14 protein-coding genes are annotated in these 14,568 nt (G+C 71.9%); 2 read left to right on the top strand and 12 right to left on the bottom strand.

Annotation, left to right across the window (positions count from 1 at the left end):
* A partial coding sequence (locus tag BMY61_RS38890) for an alkaline phosphatase family protein (protein WP_280521071.1) occupies positions 1-1,323 on the bottom strand: 1,323 nt, incomplete at its 3' end.
* A gap of 217 nt (positions 1,324-1,540) precedes the next feature.
* Here BMY61_RS38890 and BMY61_RS38885 point away from each other — a divergent pair.
* A complete protein-coding gene (locus BMY61_RS38885; RefSeq protein WP_082015128.1) occupies positions 1,541-2,773 on the top strand; it encodes a multidrug effflux MFS transporter in 1,233 nt (410 codons plus the stop codon).
* Between the two features lie 135 nt (positions 2,774-2,908).
* Here the strand turns inward: BMY61_RS38885 and BMY61_RS38880 are convergent, their stop codons facing one another.
* A complete protein-coding gene (locus tag BMY61_RS38880) occupies positions 2,909-3,226 on the bottom strand; it encodes an SMI1/KNR4 family protein (protein WP_052438845.1) in 318 nt (105 codons plus the stop codon).
* 88 nt (positions 3,227-3,314) lie between these two features.
* Between BMY61_RS38880 and BMY61_RS38875 the strand changes: the two genes are divergently transcribed.
* Entirely contained in the window at positions 3,315-4,535 is a 1,221-nt protein-coding gene (locus BMY61_RS38875) for a serpin family protein (RefSeq protein ID WP_042449978.1), read from the top strand.
* Here BMY61_RS38875 and BMY61_RS38870 read toward each other — a convergent pair.
* From BMY61_RS38870 to BMY61_RS38825, 10 genes are all read right to left on the bottom strand, one after another.
* The gene (locus tag BMY61_RS38870) at positions 4,508-5,620 is read right to left on the bottom strand and encodes a hypothetical protein (protein ID WP_042449979.1); all 1,113 of its coding nucleotides are present in this window, start codon (positions 5,618-5,620) and stop codon (positions 4,508-4,510) included. The two genes, BMY61_RS38875 and BMY61_RS38870, sit on opposite strands and share 28 nt — an antisense overlap.
* 47 nt (positions 5,621-5,667) lie before the next feature.
* Positions 5,668-6,282, bottom strand: a complete 615-nt coding sequence (locus BMY61_RS38865; RefSeq protein ID WP_042449980.1) for a TetR/AcrR family transcriptional regulator — start codon at positions 6,280-6,282, stop codon at positions 5,668-5,670.
* Between the two features lie 144 nt (positions 6,283-6,426).
* Positions 6,427-7,206, bottom strand: a complete 780-nt coding sequence (locus tag BMY61_RS38860) for an ABC transporter permease (RefSeq protein WP_042449981.1) — start codon at positions 7,204-7,206, stop codon at positions 6,427-6,429.
* A complete protein-coding gene (locus BMY61_RS38855; protein WP_042449982.1) occupies positions 7,203-8,270 on the bottom strand; it encodes a daunorubicin resistance protein DrrA family ABC transporter ATP-binding protein in 1,068 nt (355 codons plus the stop codon). Before BMY61_RS38855 ends, BMY61_RS38860 begins: the two co-directional genes overlap by 4 nt.
* Before the next feature lie 195 nt (positions 8,271-8,465).
* Positions 8,466-9,119: a PadR family transcriptional regulator gene (locus tag BMY61_RS38850; protein ID WP_042449983.1), complete on the bottom strand. Its 654-nt coding sequence runs from the start codon at positions 9,117-9,119 to the stop codon at positions 8,466-8,468.
* Positions 9,120-9,188: 69 nt separating this feature from the next.
* Positions 9,189-9,875 carry a lysozyme family protein gene (locus tag BMY61_RS38845; protein WP_042449984.1) on the bottom strand — a complete coding sequence of 229 codons (687 nt, stop codon included), beginning with the start codon at positions 9,873-9,875 and terminating at the stop codon, positions 9,189-9,191.
* Between the two features lie 7 nt (positions 9,876-9,882).
* A complete protein-coding gene (locus tag BMY61_RS38840) occupies positions 9,883-12,774 on the bottom strand; it encodes a DEAD/DEAH box helicase (RefSeq protein WP_042449986.1) in 2,892 nt (963 codons plus the stop codon).
* A 72-nt stretch (positions 12,775-12,846) separates the two neighbouring features.
* Entirely contained in the window at positions 12,847-13,755 is a 909-nt protein-coding gene (tatC, locus tag BMY61_RS38835) for a twin-arginine translocase subunit TatC (protein WP_042449987.1), read from the bottom strand.
* 104 nt (positions 13,756-13,859) lie between these two features.
* Complete coding sequence (tatA, locus tag BMY61_RS38830; RefSeq protein ID WP_042449988.1) at positions 13,860-14,153, bottom strand: Sec-independent protein translocase subunit TatA; 294 nt, start codon at positions 14,151-14,153, stop codon at positions 13,860-13,862.
* Positions 14,154-14,268: 115 nt separating this feature from the next.
* Positions 14,269-14,496, bottom strand: a complete 228-nt coding sequence (locus tag BMY61_RS38825) for a hypothetical protein (protein ID WP_052438846.1) — start codon at positions 14,494-14,496, stop codon at positions 14,269-14,271.
* Positions 14,497-14,568 lie beyond the last annotated feature (72 nt).

Here is a 14,568-nt window from a genome sequence, read left to right as displayed (position 1 = left end):
GCCGTAGACGGGGTTGGCGAAGTCGAAGGCGCCGGTGAGGTCGCCGCAGACCTGGCGGCGCCAGGTGGAGATGTTGGTGCAGTTCGCCGGGGTGCCGATGGCGGCGGTCCAGGTCTCCAGGAAGCGGAGCACCGAGGTGTGGTCGTAGACCTGGGAGTCGACCCAGCCGCCGCGCGTCCACGGGGAGACGATCAGCATGGGGACGCGGAAGCCGAGGCCGATGTTGGTGCCGGAGTAGAACTCGGCGGCGGTGCCCGAGGGCGCGGCCGGCGGCGGGACGTGGTCGAAGAAGCCGTCGTTCTCGTCGTAGTTGATGAACAGGACGGTGGAGTCGAAGACGTCCGGGGTGGCGGCCAGCGCCTGGATCACCAGGTTGAGGAAGTGCGCGCCGTCGTTGGGCGGGCAGTCGGGGTGCTCGGAGAAGGCCTGGTTGGCGACGACCCAGGAGACCTGCGGCAGGGTGCCCGCGGCGGCGTCGGCCTGGATGGCGGCGGCGATGTCGTCCGGGGTGGAGCCGGTCTTGGCCGGGACGGAGGCCATGCCGTTCTGGTAGAGCGGGCTGGAGGTCGAGGCGCCGGTGAACTGGTTGAAGTAGGCGAGCGCGTTGTCACCGTAGTTGTCCTTGGCGTTCTGGTAGACCTTCCAGCTCACGCCGGCGTTCTGCAGCACCTCGGCGTAGGTCTGCCAGTGCAGGCCGGACTCGGAGCCGCCGTCGTAGGCCGCGCCACCCGCCGTGCCGGACGGGTCGATCCAACCCGACCACAGATAGGTGCGGTTGGGGCCGGTGGCCGACAGGATCGAGCAGTGGTACGCGTCGCAGATGGTGTAGGCGTCGGCGAGCGCGTAGTGGAACGGCACGTCCGAGCGGCTGAGGTAGCCCATCGTGCGGTTGGTGCCCTTGGCCGAGACCCAGGAGTCCATCTTGCCGCTGTTCCACGCCTTGTGCTGGGTGGACCAGGAGTGGTCGAGGGAGCCGTCGCACTGGGCGATCTGCTCGGAGGTCTGGCCGGAAGCCGGGGCGGTGGTGCTCATCTGCCACGGGTACTGGCGGCCGCTGCCGTTGGGCTGGTTGAAGACGTTGTAGCCACCGGACAGCTGGATGGTGGCCTTGTCGCCGAAGCCGCGCACGCCCTTGAGCGTGCCGAAGTAGTGGTCGAAGCTGCGGTTCTCCTGCATCAGCACGACGACGTGCTTGACGTCCGTGATCGTGCCCGTGGTGGCCGCGGCGGCACGCGGCGTGGATCCGGGCAGGGCTTCCAGACCGAGGGCCGCGCCGAGGGCGGCGGCGGATCCGAGGAAGGTACGGCGGGTGACAGGCGCCACTGGGGTCCTCCGGAGCGAGAGAGTCGACCTGGGGACTATCGGGCCCGCAGATGACGCGGATCCCGGTCCAAGGTGGCAGGGACATGAAGCGGAGCCTACTGTTTGGACCAGACTCGTTATCATTTCGTTATCAACGTCCACGCCTCGGACTTCGTCGCCCACTACCTTCCTGGGAAGGTAGTCTGTGGGTCCACCCCGACCCCGAGGAGCCGAGCCCATGGACTCCGCACGCCTGGACCAGACCCCCGCCACCACCTCCGCAGCCCCCGACCGCGACGGCCGCCTGCGGCTGGTGCTGATCCTCGGCGCGCTCTCCGCCTTCGGGCCGCTCAGCCTGGACATGTACCTCCCGGGTCTGCCCCAGCTCGCCGCCGACTTCCACGTCTCGGACTCCGCCGCGCAGTTGACGTTGACGAGCTGTCTGATCGGGCTCTCCCTGGGCCAGTTGCTGGCCGGGCCGTTCGCGGACCGATGGGGGCGACGGCGGCCCCTGCTGATCGGCCTCGCCGCCTACGCCGCCGCGTCCGTGCTGTGCGCCCTGGCGCCCTCGGTCACCGCGCTGACCGGGCTGCGGATGGTGCAGGGCCTCGCGGGCGGCGCCGGGATCGTCATCTCCCGGGCCGTCGTGTCCGACCTCTTCCAAGGTGTGGCCGCGGCCCGCTTCTTCTCGCTGCTGATGCTCGTCAACGGCAGCGCGCCGATCCTCGCCCCGCTCTTCGGCGGGCAGTTGCTGCGGGTCACCGACTGGCGCGGCGTCTTCGTCGCCCTCTCGCTCATCGGCTGCGCGCTGACGGCGGCGGCCGCGCTCGGCCTGAAGGAGACCCTGCCGCCTGCCGAACGCCGCGCCGGCGGCCTGCCCGACACGCTGCGCGGCATGGGCACGCTGCTGCGCGACCGCGCCTTCGTGGGCTACGCCCTGAGCGGCGGCTTCGCGCTCGCGGCGATGTTCGCGTACATATCCGGCTCCTCGTTCGTGCTGCAGAGCGTCTACGGGCTGAGCGCGCAGACGTTCTCACTCGTCTTCGGCGCCAACGCGCTCGGCATCGTGGCGCTGGGGCAGCTCAATACCGTGCTGCTGCGCCGCTTCTCCGTCGAGACGCTGCTGCGGAGCGGCCTGCTGCTCAGCGCCGCGGGCGGCCTCGGCCTGCTGGCCTCCGTGCACTTCGGCTGGGGTCTGCCGGGCGTGCTGGCGAGCCTCTTCGTCCTCGTCTCCAGCATCGGCCTGATCGGCCCCAACGGCACCGCCCGCGCCATGGACGGCCACGCCGGCCGCCGCGGCGCGGCCAGCGCGCTCGTCGGCCTGCTCCAGTACGGCGCCGGCGGCCTCGCCGCACCCCTGGTCGGCCTCGGCGGCAGCGGCTCGGCCCTGCCGATGGCGGTCGTGGCCGCGTCGTTCGCGGTGGGCGGGATCCTCACCTACGCGCTGCTGGTCGGCCGCCGGAAGGCCTGACCCTCGGCGCGACTCAGTCCCGCTCCTCCCGGGCGAGGCAGGGCTGCCCCGAGGCGGACTCCTCCTGGACCGGCCAGTGGGCGAGGAACGGTCGCCCGGTCGTGACGGCGTCGGCCGGCGCGGCGAAGAACGCGGTCAGGTCCGCTCCCCACGGCGCGGGCCGGGAGAGATCCTGACCGGCCCCGTACTCGTGGACGGCCCCGTACGTCGGACCCAGGCGGTACGAGAGCGGCAGGAACGTGGCAGGAACGCGGCGGGCAGGATCTCCTCCGCGCCGTCGTGGAGTTCCAGCAGGGTGCGGAGCGCGGGGTGCAGCCCGAAACCCGACGCCGCCTCCAGCTCGGCGATCCGTTCGGCGGTCGCCGGCGCACGCAGGGCCGCGTGGCCTGCCGGCGCCCACGCCACGACGCAGGCGGCGAAGCGGTTCCAGGCCCGGTGGAAGGCGCCGGTCATGGCCGCAGAGCCTACTGAATTCGGTTGCCGCCCCCGGACCATGCCGCCAGACTCTCCGCCATCCACGAAGCGAGAGGCGGGCATCGGCATGGCGACGGCGGCGGTGGTCCGGGCGGTCAACGCGTTGGCGGCGCGGTGGGCGCAGGCGGTGCTGCCCGCCGAGGCCGCGACGCGGGACACGGTCTTCTCCCCCGTCGGGGTGTGGCCGCTGCTGGCGGCGCTCGCCGCCGGCGCGGACGGGCACGCGCGGCAGGAGCTGGAGGAGGCCGTCGGCATGGGGGCCGCCGAGGCGATGGCGGGCGCGAGGGACCTGATGACCACGCTGCGGCGGTTGCCGGGGGTCTCCGCGGCGCTGGGGCTGTGGACCCGGGAGAAGCTCCAGCTGGAACCCGGCTGGGCGCTCGGCCTACCGGAGGGCACGCACGGGCTGCTCACCGGCGACCCCGCGGTGGACAAGCCGCGCCTCGACGAGTGGGCGAAGGAGTCGACGGACGGCCGGATCGAGCAGATGCCGGTGGCGGTCGGTGAGGAGACCTTGCTGGTGCTCGCGAGCGGTCTGCTCGCCCGCACCCGCTGGCTGCAGCCGTTCTTCGAGATCCCGCACATCGTGGAACACGGCCCCTGGGCCGGGCGGGACGTGGCGGCCCTGGTCCGCAGCACCGGCGTGCTGGACCGCGCGGCGCTCCTGACGTCGGGGGACACCGCCGTCACCGAGCTGCGGGTCCTCGGCAACGGCGGCATCGACGTCCATCTGCTGCTGGGCAAGGAGCAGGCCACACCGGCCGCCGTCCTGGCGGCCGGACTCGACGGGCTGGCCCACCCGCGCCGACGTACCGCCGCCGACCGGCTGCCGACGGGTGAGCCGGGCCCCGGGCTCAGCGTGCGCTACGGCCGCAGCTTCGACCGCGAGCCCGAACTCACCACCACGGTCGTGCCGTTCGACCTGGACAGCGAGCACGACCTGCTCGCCGACCACGCCGTCTTCGGCCTGACCAGCGCCAGGGACGACACCCGCGGACACTTCTCCGGCATCAGCCTCAGCCGGCCTCTCGCCGTCGGCTCCGCCCGGCAGTCGGCCATGACGAAGTTCACCGCGCGGGGCTTCGAGGCCGCTGCCGTCACCGCCATCGGCATGGTCGGCGGCGCGGGTGCCTTCACGCCTCGCCCGACCTACCGGGTCCGGCAGGTCGAGGTCACCTTCGACCGCCCGCACGGCTTCCTCGCCGTGCACCGCACCTCCCGGCTGGTCCTGGCAGCCGGGTGGGTGGGCACGGCACGGGACTACGAGGACGCCGCCCCCTGGGACTGACCAGCGGCCGACCCGAAGGCCCTGGCCGGGGCGACGTGACGGAACCAGGCCTGGGCCTCCTCGGGCGGCAGGACGCGGGTCAGGCCGATCGAGGCGGTCATCATCGGGAAGAACCGGCCGACGTTCCAGCCGCGCTGGTACGGCGGCGGGTCGAGGACGAGCAGGCGGCGGCCGTCCACGACCGGGATGTCGGCCGGGTTACCCTCGTTCCAGATCCAACTGCCGTCCGGAGCGACGAGGTTGAACGGGCCGGTGGCGTGCAGACCGCCGAGGTCGGCGCCGGGGTCGAACGGCGCGTCGAGGGAGAGGGCGACGACCCGCGGGTCCGGCGCCTGGCCGGGCAGATGGCCGCCACCGATGAGGACGTGGGCCAGCAGGGTGTGCAGCTGGAAGTTGTCGCCGATCCCGCCGATGCGCAGCTCGAAGCCGGCGCCGGAGGCGCGGTGCAGCACGACGAGCGGCTCGTCGTCCAGGACTTCCAGCGCGTAGGCGAGGCACTTGAGATCGTGTTGCTTCAGCTCGGCCACGGCACGCACGAGTTCGGGCAGCTCCGTGGCACCGGCGGCGCGGCGGACCGGCACGCTGCGGCAGAGGACGGCGAGGGCCGGTGGCTGCCACTCGTCGAGCGTGGTCCAGGCCGACGCCAGGCGCAGCGCCTCGTAGCGGTCGTCTCCGAGGCGGCTCAGCGCCGCCTCGTCGACCGACTCCCCATCGGGCTCGGGCAGCTCCGCATCGGGATCGCCGGCACGCCAGCGCTCGGCGAACTCCAGCACGTCGAGCAGTGCCTCGTGCACGCCCGCCAGGATGGGCTTGGCGCAGGCGGCCGGGTCGGCACCCTGCTCCACGCAGAAGCCGGCCATCATCGCCAGCATCGGCCGGGGCCCGACCGGCGGGAAGTCGGGTATCAGCGCAGCGAGTCGCTCCCCGAACGGCGCGCCCTCGCCCGCCGGTGCCGACCGCAGTGCCTGCAAAGTCGCGCCGAAGGCGCGCTCGGTCCGTTCGGGGTCGCGCTCGGCGACACCCTGCTCCAGCTCGGCGACGGCCGCCTCGAGACCGGAGTCCTTCGTCCGCTTCTTGAAGATCACGGCGGCACCCTAGCGGCAGGCTCCGACACCCGACCAGGCCCCGGGCCTCAGCCGGTCAGGCCGCGCTCGACCAGGTCGAGGGTGGCTTCCAGCATCGCCGCGCGGGTCGGGGCGTCGCAGACGGCGAGGGGGCCGTCGATGGTGAGCAGGGCGAGGCCGTGGAGGGCGGCCCAGGCCGGGAACTCGGCGCCCGGGCGCAGCGCCGCGGGCATGAGGCCGGCGGCGAGGAGGGCGTCGAGGGCGTCGGCGACGATGCGGAAGGCCCGGTACTCCCCCAGCGCGTCGGGCCCAACGGCCAGTTCGCGGGCGCCGTGGCAGAACGCGGTGCGGAAGAGCCCGGGCTCGGCCACGGCGAAGCCGACATAGGCGGCGCCGAGGGCGCGCAGGCGTTCGCGCGGGCCTGCGGCGGGTGGCATCGCCGCCTCCAGGGCCTCCGCGAGGAGCTCGTGCCCGCGCTCCTTCGCGGCGCGCAGCAGTTCCTCGTGGGAGGAGAAGTGCCGGTAGGCCGCCGCCGCGGAGACGCCCGCGCGGCGGGCGGCCTCGCGCAGGACGACGGCCTCGGGGCCGCCCTCACGGGCGAGAGCCTCCGCCTCGCGGGCGAGGGCGTTGGCGAGATCCCCGTGGTGGTAGCGGGCACGGGCGGCGGATCGGGTGTCGGACACACCCCGATTGTGCCGCCCGCCCTCGCGCGGCGCAGCCGAGGTGCAGCAAAGCGTGCGGGCTCCGAAGCGAGGAACGAGCGCAGGAGCACGCGCGCGGCGCGGAACCGAGGCGGAGCGCGCCACAAGCGGCGCCCGAACGTGAGGTCAGACCGACTTCTGGTAGCTGCGGAAGGTCCGCATCGACAGCCAGACCGCCGCCGCGGCGAGCAGCACGAGCCAGCTGCCGTGGCTGAACACCGACCACCAGTCGGGCGAGGCGGCCATCGCGGACCGCCCGGCCTCCAGCGCCCAGTTGACCGGGTTGAACCGGGCGACCACCTGCATCCAGTGCGGCATCAGCGTCGTGGCCATGAACGCGGAGGAGAGGAAGGTCAGCGGCAGCAGCAGGAAGGTGTTGATCCCGATGATCGACTCCCGCTCGCGCACCAGCATGCCGAGCGCGTTGGAGAAGGCCCCGAAGATCGTGCCCAGCACGGACGAGGCGACGATCAGCACGACCAGGCCCGCCGCGCCACCGGGGTAGTGCGCGCCGCCGATCCACCCCAGCAGCACGATGATCACCGACTGGAACGCCGTGGTGAGCGCCTGCATCACCACGTTGGCGTTCATCAGGGCGCTGCGGCGCACCGGGGTGATCAGGAAGCGGTTCAGCGTCCCGCGTTCGATCTCCTCCAGGGTGCCCATCCCGGCCCACATGTTGGAGGAGACGGCGCTCATCACGATGACGCCGGGCACCAGGTAGTCGAGGTACGAGCCGGAGCCGAAGCCGGGGATCGTGGCCACCTTGCGGAACAGGGCCCCGAAGAGGAAGAGCCAGATCACCGGCTGGATCAGGGTGATGATCAGGTACGCGGGCTGGCGCAGGAAGGCCATGAACTGGCGCTGCGTCATGTACCAGGTGTCGCTGACGACGGCGGTGCTCATCGGCCCGCTCCTTCCAGGACGGAGGTGCTCTCCGCGGCGGAGAAGCTGCGGCCGGCATAACGGAGGTAGACGTCGTCCAGCGACGGACGGGCGACGGTGACGGCGGCGACACCGAGGCCGATCCGGTCCAGCGCGGCGAGCACCGCCGGGACGGCGGCCGCGCCGTCGTCCGCCCGCGCGGCGACGCGACGGCCGTGGAGGGTGATGTCACGGACCCCGTCGACGGAGCCCAGCGCGCCGATGACGGGCAGCTCGTCGGCGGCGTCGGCGGACAGCTCCACGGCGAGCGCGTCGCCGCGCAGCTCGCCCTTGAGCTCGTCCGGGGTGCCCTGCACCACGACGCGGCCGCGGTCGACGATGGCGAGGCGGGTGGCGAGCTTGTCCGCCTCCTCCAGGTAGTGGGTGGTGAGCAGGATGGTCAGGCCCTCGGCCCCGGCCAGGCGCTCGATCTCCTCCCACATCGCGGTGCGGGCCTCCGGGTCCAGGCCCGTCGTCGGCTCGTCGAGGAAGAGCACCTGCGGCCGGTGGACCAGGCCGATGGCGACGTCCAGGCGGCGCAGCATGCCGCCGGAGTACGTCTTGACCTGACGTCCGGCGGCGTCGGCGAGGTCGAACCGCTCCAGCAGCGCGTCGACGCGACGGGTCAGCTCGGCGCCGCGCATCCCGTAGAGGCGGCCCTGCAGCACGAGGTTGTCCCGGCCGGTGGCGACCGGGTCGGCCCCGGACTTCTGCGCGACGACGCCGATGGCGCGGCGCACCTTGTCCGGCTCGCGCCGGACGTCGAACCCGGCCACCGCGGCGCTGCCGGAGTCGGCGGCGGCGAGGGTGGTCAGGATCTTGACGGTGGTGGACTTGCCGGCGCCGTTCGGGCCGAGCAGCCCGAAGACGATGCCGGGCTCCACGGAGATGCTGAGCCCGTCGAGGGCGCGCACGCCCTCCGGCCGGGCCTTGCCGCGGCCCTTGGGGCGGTAGGTCTTGACCAGGTCGACCGCGTGCACGGCGGCCGCGCCTACGGCCTGGTCGGGGACGGCACTCAAGGGTGCCGTCCGCGTCTCGCTGTTCATGACGGAGGTTCCTCCGGTCGTGACGGGCGAGCCGATCTACGACGGGGGATCCGGAGCTACGATGGGGGTGCGTGTTCCTCGTAATAGCCGGATCACCTGTTGCCGCAGGCCGGTCGCGAGGTTCCGACCCCCGTTCGGTGTTGCCGCACCGGCGGGGGTCCTTTCCGTTGTGCTGTGAGTCAGTTGTGCCGTGAGTCAGTCGGGACGCGGGAGCTCGCCCACGCGCTCCTCCAGGTCGATCCAGTCCTGCGGCGGCTCGCCGGTGGCGTGGTAGGCACGCCAGCCGTCCATGCCGCTCAGGGTGTTGGTCTCCATCTTCCGTAGCAGCTCGCGAAGCCACCCGGCCTCGGCCCGCTGCATGGTCAGCGCGTAGTCGGCCTCCACGAGAAAGATGTCGGGCAGCACGGTCCGGCACTCCTCCAGAGTGGCAGCCGCCACTGACACGCCGTCATCCAGCGCGGCGAGCCGCTTGCGCAGCAGTGCCTCGACCTCGTCCGGCGGGAGCGATCCCGCCAGCGAGAGGCCCGCCTCGAACTGCGGATACTCCTTCACCGGGACGCTGAGCAGCTCCGACAGCCAGTCGTGCAGCTCGGCGCGGCCGGCCTCGGTGATGCCGTAGACCGTGCGCTCGGGCCTGCGGCCGTCGCGCTCGGTGCCTGCGGCCTCGATGAAGCCGTGCTTCTCCAGGTTCTGGACCACGGTGTAGAGCGAACCGAAATTGATCTTGATGCTGGCCTGCTTGCCACGCTGGCGCAGCACCTGAGCCATCTCGTAAGGGTGACGCGGAGCCTCAGCGCACATGGACAGCACCGCCAGTGCCAGCGGGTTGCCGAGCTTGCGCTTGGGCATGTGCGTCACCTCCCGACTCACTTACTCGTAGACGAGTATATGAGCGCGGGTATAGCGCGTGTCAATACGCTATATCGCGATAGCCTTCGCGGCCTTCTCCCAGTTGGATCGCGTCGTGTCGAGGTACTGCCGCGCCTGCGGGCCCAGGGACACACCGCGCGCGAAGGCGCGCATGTTGCCGGGGCCGGTGTTGTAGCCGAGCGCCAGCAGCTCGTCCGTGGTCAGCGAGGAGACGTGGTGCGCGGGCAGCTGCGCCGCGAGGTCGTGCAGGTACCAGGCCTCGGCGCGAATCGCCAGGTCCGGATCGTCGGGCAGGCTCAGCCAGGAGCGGGAGGCGAACGGACGGCCCTGCTTGACCTGGTCGAAGGTGGCCTCGTGCATGTTGGCGACGCCGAGCGAGGCCGTCGGCTTCAGCTTCAGCCAGGACCGCTCGAAGGCCGGATCGTGCGGCTTGTAGTCCTCGTTGTAGAGGACCGCCATCACCAGCTGCGGGTCCACCCCCGCCTCGTGCGCACGGGCGCGCACCTGGGCGGCGAACTGGGACGGGTCGTAGCTGCCCGTGTACCAGCTGCCGCCCGACGCGGAGGCGCTCGGTGACGGGTGGTCGGCGACGGCGTGCGCGCCGGAGGCCGACGGCGACGCGGACGCGTCACGCGCGGCGCCGCCACCCTGACCGTGCATCACCGCCCAGACGAGCACCCCCGCCAGGGCGACGACCGCCCAGGCACCCCAGGCCGAACGGCGCCGTCGGGCCACCCCCGCCTCACCCCACCGAGGAGTAGGCGATGATGCCGCGGCGCACCGCGTCGACGGCCTTGCGCGCGGCGGAGCGCACCTCGCCGTCGGCCGAGGCGGCGTTCTGGATCTGGCCCAGCACGTCGATCAGCTGACGGGTCCAGCGCACGAAGTCACCGGCCGGCATGTCCGCCTCGCGCAGCACCTTGTCCAGCGGGTCGCCCGAGGCCCAGCGGAAGGCCGTCCACGCGAAGCCGAGATCCGGCTCGCGTCGCACCCAGCCCTCCATGGTGGACAGCTTGTGCTGCTCCTCCAGCGCGTCCAGGTGGCCCCAGATGCGGCCCATGGTCTCCAGCGCCGGACGGGCCTTGCCCTCCGGCAGCTTGACCGCGCCCGCCTCCTCGTCGCCGCGCCGCGACTCGTAGACCAGCGCCGAGGCGCAGGCCGCGAGCTCGGCGGGGCTGAGGCCGTCCCACACGCCCTCGCGCAGGCACTCCGAGGCCAGCAGGTCCAGGTCCCCGTAGAGGCGGCCCAGGCGCTTGCCGTGGTCGGTGACGGTGTCACCGGTGAGGTAGTCCAGGTCCGTCAGCAGCGCGCAGACCCGGTCGAAGGTGCGGGCGATGGTGTGGGTGCGCGAGCGCATCCGGCGTTCGAGCTGCTCGGTGTCGCGCTTGAGGCGGTCGTAGCGCTCGGCCCAGCGGGCGTGGTCCTCGCGCTCGTCGCAGCCGTGGCAGGGGTGCTGCCGCAGCTCCGTACGCAGACGGGCGATCTCGGTGTCGTCGGCGGCCGCCGCGCGGCCCCGGCGGACGCGGCCCGGGTCGATGTGCCCGGCCTTGCTGCGCAGGGCCGAGGCCAGGTCGCGGCGCGACTGCGGGCTGCGCGGGTTGAAGGACTTCGGGATGCGCAGCCGCTCGATCGGCTCGACCGGCACCGGGAAGTCGATCATCGCCAGGCGCTTGACCTGCCGCTCGGCGGTGAGCACGACCGGGCGCGGGCCGTCCTGGTACTCCTGGCCGCGGCCGTTGCCGTAGCCGCGGGTGCCGTGCCGGGAGACCGGCGGCAGGCCCGGGTCCAGCACCAGCGCGAGCCCGGCGAACCGGCCGCTCGGCACGTGGATGACGTCGCCCGGGCGCAGCCGCTCCAGCGAGTCGGCGGCACTGGCGCGGCGCTGCGCCTGCCCCTCGCGGGCCAGCAGCGTCTCGCGGTCCTTCAGGGCCCGGCGCAGGCCCATGTACTCCTCGAAGTCCCCGAGGTGGCAGTTGACGGCCTCGCGGTAGCCGGCCAAACCCTCCTCGTTGCGCTGCACCTGCCGGGCGATGCCGACGACGGAGCGGTCCGCCTGGAACTGTGCGAAGGAGGTCTCCAGCAGCTCACGGGCGGTGTGCCGGCCGAACTGGGAGACGAGGTTGACGGCCATGTTGTACGAGGGCTTGAACGAGGAGCGCAGCGGGTACGTACGCGTGCCCGCGAGGCCCGCGAGCGCGGACGGGTCCAGGTTCGGCTGCCACAGCACGACGGCGTGGCCCTCGATGTCGATGCCGCGCCGCCCGGCGCGGCCGGTCAGCTGGGTGTACTCGCCCGGCGTGACGTCGGCGTGGGTCTCGCCGTTCCACTTGACCAGCTTCTCCATGACGACGGAGCGGGCCGGCATGTTGATACCCAGGGCGAGGGTCTCGGTCGCGAAGACCGCCTTGCACAGGCCGCGCTGGAACAGCTCCTCGACGACCTCCTTGAAGGTCGGCAGCATGCCGGCGTGGTGGGCGGCGATGCCGCGCTCCAGCGCGTCGAGCCACTCGAAGTAGCCGAGCACGTGCAGGTCCTCGGCGGGGATATTCTCCGTCCGCGCCTCGACCAGGGCGCGGACCTCGGCCCGCTCGGCGTCGTTGTTGAGCCGCAGGCCCGCGTGCAGGCACTGCTGGACCGCGGCCTCGCAGCCGGCCCGGCTGAAGATGAAGGTGATCGCGGGCAGCAGACCCTCGGCGTCCAGGCGGTCGATGACCTCGACCCGACTCGGCGTCCAGGCCCGGCCCGGCCGCCCGTTCGGCATCGAGCGGCCCCGGCCGCGGTTGTCGAACCGGCCGCGCCCGGCGCCGCGCCGGTCCTGCTCGGCGCGCGCCAGCCGCACCAGCTCCGGGTTGACGTCCGCCTCTCCACCACGCCCGGCGCCGCCCTCGCGCTTGCGCCCCGAGGCGCGCTCCTCGGCGACGCGGGAGGTGAACAGGTCGTACATCCGGGGCCCGGCCAGCACGTGCTGCCACAGCGGCACCGGACGGTGCTCGGAGACGATGACCTTGGTCCCGCCGCGCACGGTGTCCAGCCAGTCGCCGAACTCCTCGGCGTTGGAGACCGTCGCGGAGAGCGAGACCAGGGTGACCGACTCGGGCAGGTGGATGATGACCTCCTCCCACACCGCGCCGCGGAAGCGGTCGGCGAGGTAGTGCACCTCGTCCATGACCACGTAGCCGAGGCCGCCCAGCGTGGAGGAGCTCGCGTAGAGCATGTTGCGCAGCACCTCCGTCGTCATGACGACGACGGGGGCATCGCTGTTGATGGTGTTGTCACCGGTCAGCAGGCCGACACGGTCGGGGCCGTAGCGCTTGACCAGGTCCTGGAACTTCTGGTTCGACAGCGCCTTGATGGGTGTCGTGTAGAAGCACTTGCGGCCCTGGTTCAGCGCCAGGTGCACGGCGAACTCGCCGACGATGGTCTTGCCGGAGCCGGTCGGTGCGGCCACCAGCACACCCTCGCCGCCCTCCAGGGCCTGACAGGCCTCCACCTGGAACTGGTCCAGGGGGAAGTCGTACAGCTGCCGGAAGGCGTGCAGCGCGCTTGCCTCCTCCTTGGCGCGGAGCCGCGCGGCGGCGTAGCGCTCGGAGGGGCTGAGGTTCTCGTCAGCGGAGGACAGGTTCTGGTCAGTCATCTCGCCTAGGAGCGTACCCGTCCGGGGTGACACTCCACCTCAAGATTCTTTACCGAACCCTCGGCTGCCCGGTCAGGTGACGTCGTCCGGGTGGTAGCTCATCGGCTCACCGGCGGCCAGCTCGGTCGCGTTGACCGGCTCCGGGATCGGCAGGTCCTGCGCGCCGAGCGCGGAGGGCCGCAGGTCCAGCTGGGAGGCCTCGTCGTCGTCGAGCTGGTGGTCCGGGTTCTCGGCGTCGCGCCGGGCCCTGGCCTTGTCGTGCAGGGTGGCCACGCCGCAGGCGGCGAAGTAGAGCAGGCAGATCGGCACGGCGAGCACGGTCATGGTGACCGGGTCGCCGGTCGGCACGGCGATCGCGGAGAAGACGAAGATCCCGAAGACCGCTCCGCGCCACCAGCCGCGCAGCCGGGCGGCGCTCACCACGCCGATGAAGTTCAGCATCACCAGCAGCAGCGGGATCTCGAAGGAGAGCCCGAAGACCAGCACCATCCGGATGAAGAAGTCCAGGAACTCGGCGCCGGAGAAGGCCAGCGAGAAGTTGGCGGGGTTGAAGCTCGCCAGGATGCTCAGGGCCTTGGGGAAGATCGTGTAGGCGAGGAAGGCGCCGCCCGCGAAGAGGGGAACGGCGGCGGCCACGAAGCCCAGGCCGTACTTCTTCTCCTTCTTGTACAGACCCGGCGCGACGAACGCCCACAGCTGGTACGACCACACCGGCGCGGCCAGGATGAAGCCGATCATCATCGAGATCTTGAAGGTGAAGGTCAGCGGCGAGAGCACGCCGTTGTTCACCAGCAGACCGTTGGGACAGGCCTTGGTCTTCTGCCCGTAGCCGTTGACACCGGTGATGTGACAGGCCGGCGAGACCAGCTGGTTGATCGCCCAGTCGTGCACGAGCCAGCCGACGACCGTGGTCACCAGCACGGCGAGTACGCAGACGATCAGCCGGTAGCGCAGCTCGCGGAGGTGCTCCGCGAGAGGCATCCGGCCTTCGTCGTTCTTCGGAGGCCTCTGCCTCGACGTGGTGTCGCTCACCGTGCGGCTGTGTCCTAAGCGGATAAGGAGAAGGTGTCGGAGGAGGGTGCGGCTCAGACCTGCGTCGTGGGCTGCTTGTCCTCGACCGGGCGAGCGGAGGCGACGTCGCCGGGAGCGGACTGGATCGTCTTCGGAGCGGCGGCCTCGGCCTGCTGCTCGGAGGAGGTCTGCACGTTGGAGACGGCGGCGTCCTTCTTGCCGTCGTCCTTCATGGCGCCGACCTCGGACTTGAGGATGCGCAGCGACTTGCCGAGGGCACGCGCGGAGTCCGGGAGCCGCTTGGCCCCGAAGAGCAGCAGCACGATGACCGCAATGATGATGATTTCCAGTGCGCGGTTTTCGAGCATCGGGGTTCCCTCTTCGTCGTCGTGTCTGCGCCGATGATACGCACCGCGGTGTCACGGGCGTCCAGAGCGTCGCAGCAGATCTTGCCGCTTCGACGCATCTTCGATACTACGCGGATCAGTTTGTGCCTTGAACAGACGGTGAGACGGCAGTGAACGCGAACTCCCCACCGTGTCGCGCGAGTGCGTCGGCGGCGCGTTCGACTTCCGCACCCGCCCTCGCCACGCGCTCCGCGCTGCGGGTCAGTGCCCTCCCGAGCAGAACCACCTCACGGTAGGCGAGCACGGCGAAGAAGCCCAGTACCAGGAGGCCCGCAGTGGTCAGGCCGACGATCATCCAGATCACCGCGCCAGTCTAGTGAGCCCCCGGGGCAGCTCACGCAGAAGTGCGACGCGATGTCGCCTCGTGGCATGGTCG

It is taken from the genome of Streptacidiphilus jiangxiensis, from assembly GCF_900109465.1.
GTDB classification, from domain to species: domain Bacteria; phylum Actinomycetota; class Actinomycetes; order Streptomycetales; family Streptomycetaceae; genus Streptacidiphilus; species Streptacidiphilus jiangxiensis.
The sequence above is the reverse complement of the archived record's forward strand: the minus strand, read 5'-3'. Positions and strand labels throughout refer to the sequence as shown.